This window comes from Kitasatospora sp. NPDC088783 (genome assembly GCF_044750705.1).
Lineage (GTDB): Bacteria > Actinomycetota > Actinomycetes > Streptomycetales > Streptomycetaceae > Kitasatospora > Kitasatospora fiedleri.
In genome coordinates, this window is sequence record NZ_JBIVKJ010000002.1 from 191,434 (window position 1) to 208,472 (window position 17,039).

Annotated in this window: 7 protein-coding genes; all 7 read left to right on the forward strand. The window is 75.9% G+C overall.

Features of this window, described 5'->3' with window-relative positions:
• The first annotated feature begins 48 nt into the window (after positions 1-48).
• Entirely contained in the window at positions 49-9,768 is a 9,720-nt protein-coding gene (locus tag ACIP60_RS05320) for an amino acid adenylation domain-containing protein (protein WP_400680257.1), read from the forward strand.
• A gap of 86 nt (positions 9,769-9,854) precedes the next feature.
• A complete protein-coding gene (locus ACIP60_RS05325) occupies positions 9,855-10,067 on the forward strand; it encodes an MbtH family protein (protein ID WP_100834845.1) in 213 nt (70 codons plus the stop codon).
• Between the two features lie 107 nt (positions 10,068-10,174).
• Positions 10,175-12,217 (forward strand): ATP-binding cassette domain-containing protein, encoded by a 2,043-nt coding sequence (locus ACIP60_RS05330; RefSeq protein ID WP_400680260.1) that lies wholly within the window; start codon positions 10,175-10,177, stop codon positions 12,215-12,217.
• On the forward strand, positions 12,210-13,958 hold the full coding sequence (locus ACIP60_RS05335) for an ABC transporter ATP-binding protein (protein WP_400680263.1): 1,749 nt from the start codon (positions 12,210-12,212) through the stop codon (positions 13,956-13,958). The genes ACIP60_RS05330 and ACIP60_RS05335 overlap by 8 nt, the downstream gene beginning before the upstream one ends.
• A gap of 100 nt (positions 13,959-14,058) precedes the next feature.
• Positions 14,059-14,892 carry a siderophore-interacting protein gene (locus ACIP60_RS05340; RefSeq protein ID WP_400680265.1) on the forward strand — a complete coding sequence of 278 codons (834 nt, stop codon included), beginning with the start codon at positions 14,059-14,061 and terminating at the stop codon, positions 14,890-14,892.
• Complete coding sequence (locus ACIP60_RS05345; RefSeq protein ID WP_400680268.1) at positions 14,889-15,941, forward strand: FecCD family ABC transporter permease; 1,053 nt, start codon at positions 14,889-14,891, stop codon at positions 15,939-15,941. The genes ACIP60_RS05340 and ACIP60_RS05345 overlap by 4 nt, the downstream gene beginning before the upstream one ends.
• Positions 15,938-17,023, forward strand: a complete 1,086-nt coding sequence (locus ACIP60_RS05350) for a FecCD family ABC transporter permease (protein ID WP_400680269.1) — start codon at positions 15,938-15,940, stop codon at positions 17,021-17,023. Before ACIP60_RS05345 ends, ACIP60_RS05350 begins: the two co-directional genes overlap by 4 nt.
• Positions 17,024-17,039: the final 16 nt, after the last annotated feature.

Sequence of the window (17,039 nt, forward strand, 5' to 3'; positions counted from 1 at the left end):
GCGCCCCCCACCCACCACTCCTCCGAGCCCAGGACTGAGAACCCCGCGATGAACGACTCCACCACCCCGCACGACGACCCGCAGGCGTCCGGCTCGACCGGTGCGACCGGTGCGGCCCCGTCGGACCTGGAGGACGTGTACCCGCTGTCCTCGCTCCAGGAGGGCCTGCTGTTCCACGCGCTGTACGACGACGCCGCGCGGGACGTGTACGTGGTGCAGTCGCACCTCGACCTGGCCGGGCCGGTCGAGGTGCCCCGGCTGGCCGCCGCCGTGGACGCGCTGCTGGAGCGGCACGCCAACCTGCGGGTCGGGTTCTGGTACGAGGACCCGCAGGACGTCCTGCAGTTCGTCCAGCGCACCGTGGAGACCCCGCTGCGGGTCGCCGACCTGGCCGAGCGCGGGCCGGACGCCGTGCAGCGGGAGATGGATGCCGACTGGCGGCGCCCGTTCGAGCTGGACGCGCCGCCGCTGCTGCGCTTCGCCCTGCTGCGGCTGGGCGCCGACCGGCACCGGCTGGTGCTGACCTGCCACCACCTGCTGCTGGACGGCTGGTCGATGCCGATCGTGGTGCGCGAGCTGCTCGCGCTCTACCGGGGCGAGCAGCTGCCGCCGGTGCGCCCCTACCGGGACCACCTCGCGCTGCTGGCCACCCGGGACACCGCCGCCGCCGAGCGGGCCTGGGCGGCGGCCCTCGCCGGGTTCGACACCCCGCACCCGGTCGCCCCGGCGGTCGCCGGGGCGGGCGCGGTGGAGCCCGGGCTGATCGTCCGGCAGGCCGGGATCGAGCTGACCGCCCGGTTCGCCGCCGCCGTCCGCGCCCGGGGGCTGACCCTGGGCAACGTCGCGTACACGCTGTGGGGCGTGCTGGTCGGGGCGCTCACCGGCAGCACCGACACCGTGTTCGGCACCACCGTCTCCGGCCGCCCCGCCGACCTGCCGGGCGCGGAGGGCATGGTCGGCCTGTTCATCAACACCGTCCCCGTCCGGGTGCGCCCCGCCGCCGGTGCCACCCTGGCCGCCGCCGCCGCGGAGGTGCAGTACGCGCAGGCCGAGCTGATGGAGCACCAGCACCTCGGCCTGGCCGCCATCCAACGCGCCGCCGGGGCGGACGGCGCACTGTTCGACACCCTGCTGGTGGTGGAGAACTACCAGGGCGGCGGCGAGGCGCTGAAGACCGCGCTGGCCGGCACCGACGGCCCGACCGTCACCGCGCTCGGCGCCCGCGACGCCACCCACTACCCGCTCGGCCTGACCCTGCTGCCCGGCGCCGACCTGCGGCTCGAACTCGAGTACCGGCCCGACGTGTTCGACGCCGAGACGGTCGCCACCGTCGCCGAGCGCTTCCTCGCCCTGGTCGAGCGCTTCGCCGCCGACCCGGACACCCCGCTGGCCCGCCTCGACCTGCTCACCGCCGCCGAACGCGCCGCGCTGCCCGCCGCCACCGCCGGCCCCGCGCTGCCCGCCGTCCCGCCGCCGGGCATCGACGCCCTGCTGCGCGAGCGCGCCGCCGAGGCCGCCGGGAGCGGCACCGCCGCCCGCGCCCTGGTCGGCCCCGCCCTCGACGGCACCCGCACCACCCGCACCTTCCCCGAACTCGACGCCGACGTCGACGCGTTGGCCCACCTGCTGCTGGCCGGGGGCCTGCGCGCCGAACAGCTCTGCGCCCTCGCCCTGCCGCGCTCCACCGAGGCGGTCACCGCGCTGCTCGCCGTGCTGCGGGCCGGCGGCGCCTACCTGCCGATGGACCTCGACCACCCCGACGAGCGGCTGGCCCTGCTGCTGGACGACGCCCGCCCCGCCGTCCTGCTCACCACCCGCGCCGTGCTGGCCCGGCTGCCCGAGCACCCCGCCGCCACCGTCGTGCTGCTCGACGACCCGGACGTCCGGGCCCGGCTCGCCGCGCCCGTCGCGCCGGTGACCGTCCCGGTCGCCCCCGCGCAGGCCGCGTACGTCATCCACACCTCCGGCTCCACCGGCCGCCCCAAGGGCGTGGTGCTCACCCACGCGGGCCTGGCCAACCTCGCGCACGACCACCTGACCCGCGAGTTCGCCGCCGCCCGCGCCGCCGCCGAGGCCGCCACCGGGGAGCTGCGGCTGCGCGCCCTGCACACCGCCTCGTTCTCCTTCGACTCCTCCTGGGAGCAGCTGATCTGGCTGCTCGGCGGCCACGAACTGCACCTGCTCGGCGAGGACGACCGCCGGGACGCCGAGGCCGTCGTCGCCTACACCCGCGCCGAGCGGGTCCACGCCCTGGACGTCACCCCCACCTACGCCCAACAGCTGCTGGACAGCGGCCTGTTGACCGGCGAGCACCGCCCACCGGTGCTGCTGCTCGGCGGCGAGGCGCTGCCCGAGGCGCTGTGGACGCAGCTGCGCGAGGCGCTGCGCGCCGCGCCCGGCACCACTGTGCTCAACTACTACGGCCCGACCGAGTTCACCGTGGACGCCCTGGTCGCCGACCTCGCCGACAGCCCGACCCCGGCCGTCGGCCGCCCGCTCACCGGCGGCAGCGCGTACGTGCTGGACGCGCTGCTGCGGCCGGTGCCGGACGGCGCGCCCGGCGAACTGTACCTGGCGGGCGTGCAGTTGGCGCGCGGCTACCTGGGCCGGCCGGGCCTGACCGCGGGCCGGTTCGTCGCCGACCCGTTCGGCGAGCCGGGCAGCCGGATGTACCGCACCGGCGACCTGGTGCGCCGCCGCCCCGACGGCACGCTCGACTACCTGGGCCGGGCCGACGAGCAGGTGAAGATCCGCGGCTACCGGATCGAACTCGGCGAGATCGAGGCCGCGTTGGCCGAGCACCCGGCCGTCGCGCACGGCGCGGTACTGGTCCGGCGCGGTCCCGTCGACCGGCTGGTCGCCTACCTGGTGCCCTCCGGCGCGGGCGAGTTGGACACCGCCGAGGTCCGGGCCGCGCTGGCCGCCCGGCTGCCCGCGTACATGGTGCCCTCCGCGTTCGCCGTGCTGGACGCCCTGCCGCTGACCGTCAACGGCAAGCTCGACCGCGCCGCGCTCCCCGAGGACGCCCTCGACTACGCGGGCGCGGCCGGTTCGCGCGCCGCCGAGACCGCGACCGAGCAGCTGCTGTGCGAGCTGTACGCCGAGGTGCTCGGCCTGTCCGTGGCCGCCGAAGCCGCCGCCGCTGATGGCGACGGTGACGGTGGCGGTGACGGCGACGGCGAACCGGTCGGTGCGGTCGGTGCGGTCGGTGCGGTCGGCGCGGTCGGTGCGGAGGACGACTTCTTCCGGCTCGGCGGCGACTCGATCTCCTCGATCCGCCTGATCGGCGCCGCCCGCGCCGAGGGTCTCGCCCTCAGCCCGCGCGACGTCTTCGAGCGGCGCACCCCCGCCGCGCTGGCCGCCCTCGCCGACAGCCGGGAGGCCGCCACCGCCGGGCCCGCGCTGCCCGAGCTCCCCGCCGCCACCGAGGCCGAACTCGCCGCCGTCCGGGCCGCCGCCCCGCACCTGGAGATCGAGGAGGTCTGGCCGGTCTCCCCGCTCCAGGAGGGCCTGCTGTTCGAGGCCGACTACGACGACAGCGCCGTGGACGTCTACACCGCCCGCGACGTCATCACCCTCGACCGCCGCGTCCCGCTGGAGACCCTGCGCGCCGCCGTCGCCGCCGTCCTGGACGCCCACCCCAACCTGCGGGCCGGCTTCCTGCAGACCGGCCCCGACCGGCCGGTCCAGTTCGTGCCGCGCGCCGTCGACGTGCCGCTCACCGAGACCGACCTCTCCGACCTGACGGACGATCAGTTTGCTTCGCGCCTGGAGGAGTTGAAGACCGCCGAGGCCGCCACCCGGTTCGACCCGGCCGCGCCGCCGCTGCTGCGCCTGGTCTCGGTGCTGGCCCCCGGCGGCGGGCAGCGCATCCTGGTCACCAACCACGCGCTGCTCTGGGACGGCTGGTCCTCCGGCCTGTTCCTGCAGGAGCTGCTGAGCCGCTGCGCCGGTCTACCCGCCCCCGAACCCGGCCTGCCCTACCGGGAGTTCCTGCGCTGGCTGGCCGCCCGCGACGCCGAGCAGGGCGCCGCGGCCTGGCGCGAGGCGCTGGCCGGCCTGGACGAGCCGACCCTGCTCGCCCCGCAGGCCCGCGAGCGGGCCGGGCTGCTGCCGCACTCCGTCACCGCCCGGCTGAGCGCCGAACTCACCGCCCGCATCGGCGCGTTCACCCGCACCCACGGCCTCACCCTGAACACCGTGCTGTCCGGCGCGTGGGCGCTGCTGCTGGCCGGGCTGACCAACCGGCAGGACGTGGTGTTCGGCGCCACCGTCTCCGGCCGCCCCGCCGAACTGCCCGGCATCGACGGCACCATCGGCATGTTCCTCAACACCGTCCCGGTGCGCGCCACCCTGGACGGCGGCGAGGGCGTCGCCGCGTTCCTGGCCCGCCACCAGGCCGAGCAGGCCGAGCTGCTGCCGCACCACCAGACCGGCCTGGGCGCGATCCAGCGCGGCACCGGCTTCGGCCGCCTCTTCGACACCCTCCAGGTGCTCCGCAACACCCCCGCCGACGCCGCCACCCGGGCCGAACTGCGCGAACGCCTCGGCGTGCGCGAGGTCGAGGACGTCGACGCCGCGCACTTCCCGCTGATCTTCATCACCAACCCCGGCGAGGCGCTCACCTTCGAGTGGAAGTACCGCCCCGACGTCTTCACCCGCACCGAGGTCGAACAGCACGCCCAGCGCCTGATCGTCCTGCTCGACCAGCTCACCGCCGACCCCGACCGCCCCGTCCGCAGTCTGGACGTGTTGACGGCGGGGGAGCGGGAGTTGCTGGCGGGGTGGGCTTCGACGGGGCGGGAGTTGCCGTCGGCGTCGGTGGCGGAGTTGTTGGCGCAGCGGGCGGTGTCGGTGCCGGGGGAGACGGCGCTGGTGTTCGGGTCGCAGTCGTGGTCGTACGCGGAGTTGGATGCGCGGGTGGACCGGTTGGCGCGGCTGCTGGCGGCGCGGGGGGCTGGTCCGGAGACGGTGGTGGCGTTGGGGTTGCCGCGGTCGTTGGACATGGTGGCGGCGCTGTTCGCGGTGCTGCGGGCCGGTGCGGCGTACCTGCCGCTCGAACTCGACTACCCGGCCGACCGGTTGGCGTTCATGGTCGAGGACACCGCCCCCGTCGTGCTGGTGACGGACTCCGCCACCGCCGCCCTGCTGCCCGCCCACCCCGCCACCGTCCGGCTGGACGACCCGGCGGTGGTCGCCGAGCTGGCCGCGCTGCCGGCCGAGCCGTACCGGGTGCCGTACGAGCCGGACGCCGCCGCGTACGTGATCTTCACCTCGGGCTCGACCGGCCGCCCGAAGGGGGTGGTGACGCCGTACCACGGGCTGACCAACATGCAGTTGAACCACCGCGAGGCGATCTTCGACCCGGTGGTGGCCTCGGCCGGCGGCCGTCGCCTTCGCATCGCCCACACGGTGTCGTTCTCCTTCGACATGTCGTGGGAGGAGCTGCTCTGGCTGGTCGAGGGCCACGAGGTGCACGTCCTGGACGAGGCGCTGCGCCGCGACGCCCAGGGCCTGGCCGACTACTGCGCCAAGCAGTTGGTGGATGTCATCAACGTGACACCCTCTTACGCGCAGGCGCTGGTCGAGTGCGGTCTGCTGGACGAGGGGCGGCACCGGCCGGTGCTGGTGCTGCTCGGCGGTGAGGCGGTGGCCGAGACGCTGTGGTCCAGGCTGCGCGACACCCCCGGCGTGATGGGCTACAACCTGTACGGCCCGACCGAGTACACCATCAACACCCTGGGCGGTGGCACGCTCGACTCCGAGACCGCCACCGTCGGCCGGCCGATCTGGAACACCGTCGCGCACGTCCTGGACGCCCACCTGCGTCCGGTCCCGGTCGGCGTCGCGGGCGAACTCTACGTCTCGGGCGTGGGCCTGGCGCGCGGTTACCTCAACCGTCCGGGCCTGACCGCCGAGCGCTTCGTCGCCGACCCGTTCGGCGCGCCGGGCGCCCGGATGTACCGCACCGGCGACGTGGTCCGCTGGCGCGCCGACGGCCTGCTGGACTTCCTGGGCCGGGCCGACGACCAGGTCAAGATCCGCGGCTACCGGATCGAGCCCGGCGAGATCGAGGACGCGCTGACCGCCCACCCGGGCATCGCCCAGGCCGCCGTCGTGGTCCGCGAGGACACCCCGGGCGTCAAGCGCCTGGTCGCCTACCTGGTCGGCACCGCCGAACCGGACGAGGTGCGCACCGCGCTGGCCGCCCGGCTGCCCGAGTACATGGTGCCCTCGGCCCTCGTGGTCCTGGACGCCCTGCCGCTGACCGTCAACGGCAAGCTCGACCGCCAGGCGCTGCCCGCCCCGCAGAGCGGCGGCGGCGAACGCGCCCCGCGCGGGGCCCGCGAGGAGATCCTGTGCGGCGTGTTCGGCGAGGCGCTGGGCCTCACCGAGGTCGGGCCCGAGGAGAACTTCTTCGACCTCGGCGGCCACTCGCTGCTCGCCGCCCGCCTGATCGCCCGGGTCCGCAAGACGCTCGGCGGCGCGCTGACCGTCCGCGACCTGTTCGAGGCCCCCACCCCCGCCGCCCTGGCCCACCGCCTGGACGGCGCGGCCGACACCCGCCCCGCCCTGACCCGCCGCCCCCGCCCCGCCGACCTGCCGCTCTCGCACGCCCAGCGCCGGATGTGGTTCCTGCAGAACCTCGACGGCGACGGCGCGACCTACAACGTCCCGCTGGTCGTCCACGTCACCGGCCCGCTCGACCGGGACGCGCTGCGCACCGCCGTCCGCACCGTCAGCGAGCGGCACGAGAGCCTGCGCACCGTCTTCACCGAGCGCGACGGCTCGGTGTTCCAGCAGGTCCTGGACGCCCCGGCCGCCGCCGAGGCGATCGAGGTCCGGACGGTCACCGCGGCCGGGCTCGACGCCGCCGTGCAGGCTGCCGTCCGCCGCGGCTTCGACCTCGCCACCGAGCGGCCGCTGCGCGTCACCGTGCTCGAACTCGGGCCCGAGGAGCACGTGCTGGTGCTGCTGTTCCACCACATCGCGGGCGACGAGTGGTCGATGAACCCGTTCGTCGAGGAGCTCACCGCCGCCTACACCGGCACCGAACTCCCGCCGCTCGCCGTCCAGTACGCCGACTACACGCTCTGGCAGCAGGAGCTGCTCGCCGAGGGCCCCGGCAGCCTGCTGGAGCGCCAGCTCGACCACTGGCGGCAGGCCCTGGCCGGGCTGCCGGAGGAGCTGGCCCTCCCGCTGGACCACCCGCGCACCCCCGTCGCCGCCCACCGGGGCGACACCGTGTACGGGCAGGTCCCGCCCGCCGTCTACCGGGGCCTGCGCGAGGCCGCCCGGTCCACCGGCACCACCACCTTCATGCTGCTCCAGGCCGCCGTCGCCACCCTGCTGCACCGCCTGGGCGCGGGCGAGGACATCCCGCTCGGCGCCCCCGTCGCGGGCCGCTCGGACAGCGGACTGGACCGGCTGGTCGGCTTCTTCGTCAACACCGTGGTGCTGCGCACCGACCTGTCCGGCGACCCGACCTTCGCCGAACTGCTGGGCCGCGTCCGGGAGTTCGACCTGGCCGCGTTCGCCCACCAGGACCTCCCGTTCGACCGCCTGGTGGAGGCCGTCAACCCGCCCCGGGTGCCCGGCCGGCACCCGCTGTTCCAGGTGATGCTCGGCTACCAGCACAGCGACGGGCAGGCCGGCCGCCTGCTCGGCCTGGAGAGTCGGATCGTCCCGAGCGAGCTGGGCGCGGCCAAGTTCGAACTCGACTTCAACTTCGAGGAGACCTCCTCCGCCGAGGAGATCGACATCGCCTTCGAGTACGCCGCCGACCTCTACGACCGCGGCACCGCCGAAGCCCTGCTCGAACGGCTGCTCGCCGTGCTCGCCCAGGTCGCCGAGGACCCGCACCGCCCCGTCCGCAGTCTGGACGTGTTGACGGCGGGGGAGCGGGAGTTGCTGGCGGGGTGGGCTTCGACGGGGCGGGAGTTGCCGTCGGCGTCGGTGGCGGAGTTGTTGGCGCAGCGGGCGGTGTCGGTGCCGGGGGAGACGGCGCTGGTGTTCGGGTCGCAGTCGTGGTCGTACGCGGAGTTGGATGCGCGGGTGGACCGGTTGGCGCGGCTGCTGGCGGCGCGGGGTGCCGGTCCGGAGACGGTGGTGGCGTTGGGGTTGCCGCGGTCGTTGGACATGGTGGCGGCGCTGTTCGCGGTGCTGCGGGCCGGTGCGGCGTACCTGCCGTTGGAACTCGACTACCCGGCCGACCGGTTGGCGTTCATGGTCGAGGACACCGCCCCCGTCGTCCTGGTCACCCACAGCACCGCCCTGTCCCGGATGCCGTTCACCCCGGGCGTGCCCCGCCTGCTGCTGGACGACCCGGCCGTGGTCGCCGAACTCGCGGCCCTCCCCGACACCCCCTACCGGGTGCCGTACGAGCCGGACGCCGCCGCGTACGTGATCTTCACCTCGGGCTCGACCGGCCGCCCGAAGGGGGTGGTGACGCCGTACCACGGGCTGACCAACATGCAGTTGAACCATCGCGAGGCGATCTTCGACCCGGTGGTGGCCTCGGCCGGCGGCCGTCGCCTTCGGATCGCCCACACGGTGTCGTTCTCCTTCGACATGTCGTGGGAGGAGCTGCTCTGGCTGGTCGAGGGCCACGAGGTGCACGTCCTGGACGAGGCGCTGCGTCGCGACGCGGAGGCGCTCTCCGCGTACTGCGCCGAAGAGCGAGTGGATGTCATCAACGTGACACCCTCTTACGCGCAGGCGCTGGTCGAGTGCGGTCTGCTGGACGAGGGGCGGCACCGGCCGGTGCTGGTGCTGCTCGGCGGTGAGGCGGTGGCCGAGACGCTGTGGTCCAGGCTGCGCGACACCCCCGGCGTGATGGGCTACAACCTGTACGGCCCGACCGAGTACACCATCAACACGCTCGGCGGCGGCACGCTCGACTCCGAGACCGCCACCGTCGGCCGCCCGATCTGGAACACCGTCGCGCACGTCCTGGACGCCCACCTGCGCCCGGTCCCGGTCGGCGTCGCGGGCGAACTGTACGTCTCGGGCGTGGGCCTGGCGCGCGGCTATCTCAACCGTCCGGGCCTGACCGCCGAGCGTTTCGTCGCCGACCCGTTCGGCGCGCCGGGTGCCCGGATGTACCGCACCGGCGACGTGGTCCGCTGGCGCGCCGACGGTCTGCTGGACTTCCTGGGCCGGGCCGACGACCAGGTCAAGATCCGCGGCTACCGCGTCGAGCCCGGCGAGATCGAGGACGCGTTGACCGCACATCAGGACGTCGCCCAGGCGGCGGTCGTGGTGCGGGAGGACACGCCGGGGGTGAAGCGGCTGGCTGCCTACCTGGTGCCAGGTGAGGGTACCCTTATCTCGGCCGCTGCGATCCGTCGTACGCTGGCCGCCCGGCTGCCCGCGTACATGGTGCCCTCGGCCTTCGTGGTCCTGGACGCCCTGCCGCTGACCGTCAACGGCAAGCTCGACCGCAAGGCGCTCCCCGCGCCCCGGGCCGAGGACTTCACCGCCGACGGTGAGCGGCGCGCCCCGCGCTACCCGAGCGAGCGGGCGGTGCACGCGGCGTTCGCCGAGGTGCTCGGGCTGCCCGAGGTCGGCATCGACGAGAACTTCTTCGACCTCGGCGGCCACTCGCTGCTGGCGATGGAACTGCTCCAGCGCCTGCGCACCGACTTCGAGGGGGACCTGCGCCTGCCCGACCTGCTGACCCGGCCCACCGTCTCGGCCCTCGCCGAGTTCCTGGTCGACCGGCTGGTCGACGCCGCGCTCGGCGGCCCGCCCTCCTGCTCCGCCTGACCCGCCGACCCCCCGCCCGCCACCGTCCCGCACCACCCGTCCCGCACCACCCGCCCCGCACCACCCGCGACGAGGAGAACACCCCGATGGCTTCCACCAACCCGTTCGAGGACGACGACGCCCGCTACCTGGTGCTGGTCAACGACGAGAACCAGCACTCGCTGTGGCCCGCCTTCGCCGAGGTCCCGGCCGGCTGGCGCACCGTCCACGGCGAGGACACCCGGGAGGGCGCCACCGCGTACATCGACGCGCACTGGACCGACCTGCGCCCCGCCAGCCTGGTCGCCCGCACCGCCTGACCTCCCCTCCCACCAGCAGCAGCCCGCCGCGAGGGGGCGGCCCGCCCACCCGGGCCGCCCCCTCCGCCGCGCTCCGCGAACCCGCTACCCGACGGATGGCCAACGCCGTGAGCACCCACCAGCCAGCCCCCGCCGCCGGCCCGCCCGACGGCGACCCCGCCCGCCCCGACCCCACCGCCGTCGACGGCCGCACCCCCGGGGAACCCGACGGCGACGGCCCCACCCCCGACGGCCTCACCCCCGACGACCTCGCCGACGAGGACCTGCCGCCCACCGCGCTCTCCGCCGAGCGCCGCCGCCGGGCCAAGGCCCTGCTGCGCGGCGCGCTGCGCCCGCACCGGGCCACCGTCGCCGCCGCGATGACCGCCGCCGCGATCCGCCAACTCGCCCTGCTCGCCGTCCCGTGGTGCGTGCAGAAGGCGCTGGACGACGGCCTGGAGAAGCACGACAGCGGCGCCCTGCTGCGCTGGGCGGCCGCCACCGCGCTCGCCGCGCTGGTCCAGTTCGCCGGCCTGTACGGCTGGCAGTACTGGGCCGGGTACGCGGACGCCAAGGTCGGCGCCGACCTGCGCGGGCGGCTGCTGCGCCACCTGGCCGGCCTGGACCGGGCCGCGCTCGCCTCGCGCGGCCACGGCGACCTGGCGATGCGCGCCACCCGGGACACCGACCTGGTCCGCGAGTGGGTGCACGGCCTGGCGATCTGGGTGGTGCTCGGCACCACCTTCCTCACCGTGCTGCCCGCGATCGGCGCGCTCGACCTGAGCCTGCTGCTGGTCACCCTGGCCACCCTGCCGTTCCTGGTCTGGGTCAACCTGTACTACCCGCGCCGGTTCGCCGCCGCCTCCGCCGACCTGGCCGCCGCCCACGGCCGCCGGGCCGACGCCGTCGCCGACCTGCTCCAGCTCGGCACCGGCCTGCGCGGCACCGGCGGCCACCGCCCGCTGGTCGACCGGCACCACACCGCCAGCGCCGAGGTCACCCGGCGCACCGTCACCGCCGCCCGGATCGAGGCCGGCTGGGCCGCCGTCGCCCCGCTGGTCCCGCGGCTGGCCGTCGCCGCCGGGGTCGGCCTCGGCGGCCTCGCCGTGCTGGACGGGCACCTGACCGTCGGCGGACTGGTCGCCTTCACCACCTGGATGGCCATCGTCACCCTCGCCACCCGGGTCCTGGTCGACCGCCTGCTCGAACGCGGCCAGGCCGACGTGGCCGCCGCCCGGATCGACGAGGCGCTCTCCATCGGCGCGGGCGTCACCGACCCGGCCCGGCCGGTGGAGCTGCCGGTGGCGGGCGCGCTGGAGTTCACCGGGGCGATCGCCCGGCGGGACGGCAAGACCGTCCTCGGACCGGTCGAACTGACCGTCGCCCCCGGCGAGTTCGTCGCCCTGCACGGCGCCACCGGCGCGGGCAAGAGCACCCTGCTGCGGCTCGGCGTCCGCCTCGACGACCCCGACGAGGGCACCGTCCGCTACGGCGGCACCGACCTGCGCGCCGCCCGCCTGGACGAGGTCCGGGCCCGGATCGCCTACGTCGCCCAGCGGCCGGTGCTGCTCTCCGGCACCGTCGCCGACAACCTGCGCCTGGGCCGCGACCTCCCGCCGGAGGCGCTCGAACGGGCCTGCCGCACCGCCGGGCTGCACGACCAGCTCGCCGCCATGCCCGACGGCTACGCCACCGAACTCGGCGAGGGCGGCACCGCGCTGTCCGGCGGCCAGGTCCAGCGCCTGGCCATCGCCCGCGCGCTGCTCGGCGACCCCGCCGTGCTGCTGCTCGACGACGCCACCTCCGCGCTCGACACCGCCACCGAGGCCCTGCTCCTGGAGCGGCTGCGCGCCTGGGCCGACGGCCGCCGCACCCTGCTGTTCGCCACCCACCGCGCCGCCGTGCTGGCCGCCGCCGACCGGGTGGTCGAACTCCACGCCCCCCGGACCGGCGCCCCGTCCGGCGACCCCGCCCCGTCCGGCGACCCCTGCCCGTCCGGGGCCGACGGCCCGCCCCGCGGCACCGACCCGTCCGGGACCGACGGCCCGCCCCGCGGCACCGACCCGTCCGGGACCGCCGATCCGTCCGGCGCCCCCGATCCGTCCGGCGCCCCCGATCCGTCCGGCGCCGACGGCGTGTCACCGAACCTCGTGGAGGCCACCCGTGGCTGATCAGCCGCTGCTGCGCGAGGAGGCCGACGAGCGCGGCGTGCTGCGCCGCGCCCTGCCCTACCTGCGCCCGCACCGGGTCCGGCTCGCCGTCGCGCTCGGCGTCGGACTCGCCGACTCCGCCGCGCTGGTGGCGGTCGCCCCGCTGGTGGGCCTGGCCACCGACGCGCTGTTCCACCGGGACCGGGGCGGGCTCGGCCTGGCCGTCGCCCTGCTCGCCGGGCTCGCCGCCGTCCAACTGGTGCTGGCCCGGGTCGGCGAGCTGCTGCTGATCCGCAGCGGCGAGGACGTGGTGCGCACCCTGCGCGAGCAGGCGGTGGAGAACCTGGCCACCGCGCCGCTGCGCTTCCTGGAGACCCACCGCAGCGGCGACCTGCTGCGCCGGGCCACCGGCGAGGTGGCCGCGCTGGCCGCGTTCGTCCGGCTGCACCTGCGCAACCTGGTCTCCGCGCTGGCCACCCTCGGCTTCACGCTGGCGGTGCTGGCCGGGTACTCCTGGCAGTTGCTGCTGGTCCAGCTGGTGGTGTTCCTGCCGCCCACCCTGCTGGTGACCCGCTGGTTCCAGCGCGACGCGGCGGCGGCGTTCGGCGGCAAGGCGAGCGCCGAGGCCACCGTCGCGGCCACCTTCACCGAGACGCTGACCGCCCGCGAGGCGCTCCAGACCTCGCGCGGCCTGACCGGCTGGACCCGGCGCTTCGACCGGGAGAACCGGCACGCGGTGCGGGCGGCCCGGCGGGCGCTGCGGGTGGAGAACCGGATCGACCTGGTCAGCCTGATCGAGGGCCTGGCGCTGGTCGCCCTGCTCGCCGTCGGCGGCTGGCTGGTCACCCGGGACGCGATCGGCGTCACCACCGTGGTGGTGTTCGTGGTGGCCAGCCGCAACCTGTTCGACTCGTTCACCGACCTCTCGCAACTGGTCGGCGAGGTCGCCACCGCCCGCACCGGCCTGGCCCGGCTGCTCGACCTGCTCTCCGCGACCACCGCCACCGCGCCCTCCGAGGAGGTCGACGACCTGCCCGAGCGCGGCGAACTGCGCTGCGAGGGCGTCGACTTCGGCTACCGCGCGGACGGCCCCGACCTGCACGGCGTCACCCTGGCGTTCCCGCCCGGCAGCCGGACCGGCGTGGTCGGCGAGACCGGCTCCGGCAAGACCACGCTCTCCAAGCTGCTGTGCGGCCTGTACGCCCCCGACGCGGGCCGGGTGACCTTCGCCGGTGCCCCGCTGGCCGAACTGCCCGAGCGGCAGCTGCGCCGCCGGATCGTGCTCGTCCCGCAGGAGGTGCGGCTGGTCACCGGCACCGTCGCGGAGAACCTGGCGCTGGTGCGCGGCGAGCCCGACCGGGCGGCGATCGAACGGGCGGTGGAGCGGCTCGGCCTGACGCAGTGGCTGGACGGCCTGGGCGGCCCGGACGCCGAGGTCGGGCAGCGCGGCGCCCGGCTGTCGGCGGGGGAGCGGCAGATCCTCGGCGTGGTGCGCGCGGTGCTGGCCGACCCGGCGGTGCTGGTGCTGGACGAGGCCACCGCGGACATCGACCCGGTCACCGCCGCCCGGCTGGAGCACGCCCTGGACGAGCTGCGCGCCGACTGCACGCTGATCGTCATCGCGCACCGCCCGGCCACCATCGCCCGGCTGCCCCGGGTAGTCCGGCTGGACGCCGGGCGGGTGGTCGCTGACCAGCTGTCAGCGGGCGCGGCGGCGGGGGCGGGTCACCCTTCCCGCGAGGAGAAGGTTAGGCTAGCCTAAGCACAGGCGCACGCTGTCGCCGCCGCACTCCGCCCCCGCCCGGGGCACGGGTGCGGCGGCGCGCGGCACCCCGGCCACCACCGATCGAATGGGCTGACCGATGACCACCACCACGACCGTGCCCCCGCGGATGCGGATCGTCCGCCACCCGCTCAAGTACCGCCTGCTGGACGTCAAGCGGGTCCAGCGGATCACCCCCGGCACGGTCAGGGTCACCTTCGCCGGCGACGCCCTCGACGGCTTCTGCGAACAGGCCCCCACCGACCACGTCAAGCTCTGCTTCGCCGCACCCGGCCACGACCTGCCGACCGAGCCCGTGGTCGAGAACGACACCTGGATGGACGCCCCCGTGGAGCCCATCACCCGGGACTACACGATCCGCCAGTACCGGCGCGAGGCCCGCGAACTCGACATCGACATGGTGCTGCACGGCACCGGCGTCGGCTCCGGCTGGGCCGCCGCCGCCCGGCCCGGCATGAAGCTCGGCGTGTTCGGGCCGCGCGGCTCCGAGGAGATCGACTTCGTCCACGACTGGTACCTGCTCGGCGCCGACGAGACCGCGCTGCCCGCGCTCGCCCGCTGGCTGGAGATGCTGCCCGCCGGCGTCAAGGTGCTCGCCTTCGCCGAGGTCCCCGGCCCCGAGGACGAGCAGCACCTCACCACCGCCGCCGACGCCACCGTCGTCTGGCTGCACCGCGGCGCCGCCGCCCCCGGCACCACCGACCACCTCGAACGCGCCGTGCGCGCCGCCGAACTGCCGCCCGGCATGGGCTTCGCCTGGATCGCCGGCGAGGCCAACACGCTCCGCCCGATCCGCCGCCACCTGCGGGGCGAACGCGGCCTCGGCCGCGACCAGGTCGACGTCGACGGCTACTGGAAGCGCGGCACCGCCAACCACGACCACCACGAGGACGAGCACACCCCGCACGCATGAGCACGCACGTCTCCGCCCGGCCGGTCGCCAAGCCCCGCCGCGCCGCCACCACCGCCGCCCGCCGCACCGCCTGGCTGTTCGGCGCCCTCGCCCTGCTCGCCGTCCTGGCCGTCCTCTCGCTGGGCGTCGGCGCCCGCGCCATCGCCCCCGGGCAGGTGCTGCACGTCCTGCTGCACCGCGACCCGACCGGCGAGGACTGGATCGTCGTCCACCACTCGCGCATCCCGCGCACCCTGCTCGGCATCACCGTCGGTGCGGCGCTCGGCATCTCCGGCGCGATGATGCAGGCCCTCACCCGCAACCCGCTCGCCGACCCCGGCCTGCTCGGCATCAACGGCGGCGCCGCGGCCGCCGTCGCCGCCGGCACCGCCCTGTTCGACCTGCGCACCTTCCACGCCTTCGTCTGGTTCGCGCTGCTCGGCGCCGCCGTCGCCGCGTTCGTCGTGCAGCTCCTCGGCGGCAGCGGCCGGGCCTCCGCCACCCCCGCCCGGCTCGCCCTGGCCGGCACCGCCGTCACCGCCGTGCTCACCGCCTTCGTCAACGCCCTGGTGCTGCTCGACCCGCTCACCCTCAACCGCTTCCGCTACTGGCAGATCGGCACCTTCGCCGGCGTCGACTCCGCCGCCGTCGGCCAGGTGCTGCCGTTCCTGCTGGTCGGCGGGGTGCTCGCGCTGCTGCTCGGCCGCCCACTCAACGCGCTCGCCCTCGGCGACGACACCGGCCACGCCCTCGGCGCCCACCCCGGCCGCACCCGCGCCCTCAGCCTGCTCGCCATCACCCTGCTGTGCGGCGCCGCCACCGCCGCCGTCGGCCCGATCGCCTTCGTCGGCCTCGCCGTCCCGCACCTGGCCCGCCGCCTCTGCGGCCCCGACCAGCGCTGGATCATGCTGCTCTCGGCGGCCCTCGCCCCCGTCCTGCTGCTCGCCTCCGACATCCTCGGCCGGCTCCTGCTCCGCCCCGCCGAACTCCAGGTCGGCGTGGTCACCGCCTTCCTCGGCGCCCCGCTCTTCATCGCGCTGGTGCGCGGCCGGAGGATCGCCCGCCTGTGAACCCCACCCCCGTCATCGACGCCCCGCCCGCCACGCCCCCGGCCCGCCCGCTGCCGATCCGGTCGCTGCCGCTGCCCGGCGGGCGCTCGCTGCGCTGGCACCCGCGCGCCGCCCTGGTGGCCGGACTGCTGTTGCTCGCCCTGCTCGGCACCGCCGCGTGGACCCTCACCGCCGGCGACTACCCGCTGCCGGTCCGGGACGTGCTCGACATCCTCGGCGGCGGCGGACGGCGCGCCGACCGCTACATCGTCATGGAGGTGCGGCTGCCCCGGCTGCTCACCGCGCTGCTGGTCGGCGCGGCGCTCGGGCTCGCCGGGTCGCTGTTCCAGACCCTGGCCCGCAACCCGCTGGGCAGCCCCGACGTCATCGGCTTCACCGTCGGCTCGGCGACCGGCGCGCTCGTCGTCATCCTGCTGATCGGCGGCGGCGCGGCCACCGTCGCGGGCGGGGCGGTGGTCGGCGGGCTGGCCACCTCGGTGCTGGTCTACCTGCTGGCCCGGCGCGGCGGAACCCAGGGCTACCGGCTGGTCCTGGTCGGCATCGGCGTCTCCTCGCTGCTCGCCTCGCTCAACGCCTACCTGATCGCCCGGGCCTCGTTCAGCGACGCCCAGAGCGCCGCGGTCTGGCTCACCGGCAGCCTCAACGCCCGCGGCTGGGAGCACTGCACGCCGATGGCGCTCGCCCTGCTGGTCCTGCTGCCCGCCGCGGTGCTGCTCGGCCGCCCGCTGCGGATGCTGGAGATGGGCGACGACACCGCCGCCTCGCTGGGCGTGCGCACCGAGGCCGTCCAGGTCCGGCTGGTGCTGATCGGCGTCGCGCTCACCGCCGCGGCGACCGCCGCCGCCGGGCCGGTCCCGTTCGTCGCGCTGATGGCCCCGCAGGCCGTCCGCCGCCTCACCCGCGCCACCGGCCCCAACCTGCTCGGCTCGGCCCTGCTGGGCGCCCTGCTGCTGGCCCTCTCCGACCTGGCCGCGCAGCGGCTGCTCGCCCCCACCCAGCTGCCGGTCGGCGTGCTGACCGGCGTGGTCGGCGGCGGCTACCTGCTCTGGCTGATCGTCCGTCAGTGGCGGCGCACCGCCTGAGCCGGCACCGCCACCG

Excerpts from the sequence above, each read along its gene's own strand:
- ACIP60_RS05345 (WP_400680268.1), top strand. The coding sequence starts at position 14,889 with ATGAGCACGCACGTCTCCGCCCGGCCGGTCGCCAAGCCCCGCCGCGCC.
- ACIP60_RS05340 (WP_400680265.1), top strand. The coding sequence starts at position 14,059 with ATGACCACCACCACGACCGTGCCCCCGCGGATGCGGATCGTCCGCCAC.
- ACIP60_RS05325 (WP_100834845.1), top strand. The coding sequence starts at position 9,855 with ATGGCTTCCACCAACCCGTTCGAGGACGACGACGCCCGCTACCTGGTG.
- ACIP60_RS05320 (WP_400680257.1), top strand. The coding sequence starts at position 49 with ATGAACGACTCCACCACCCCGCACGACGACCCGCAGGCGTCCGGCTCG.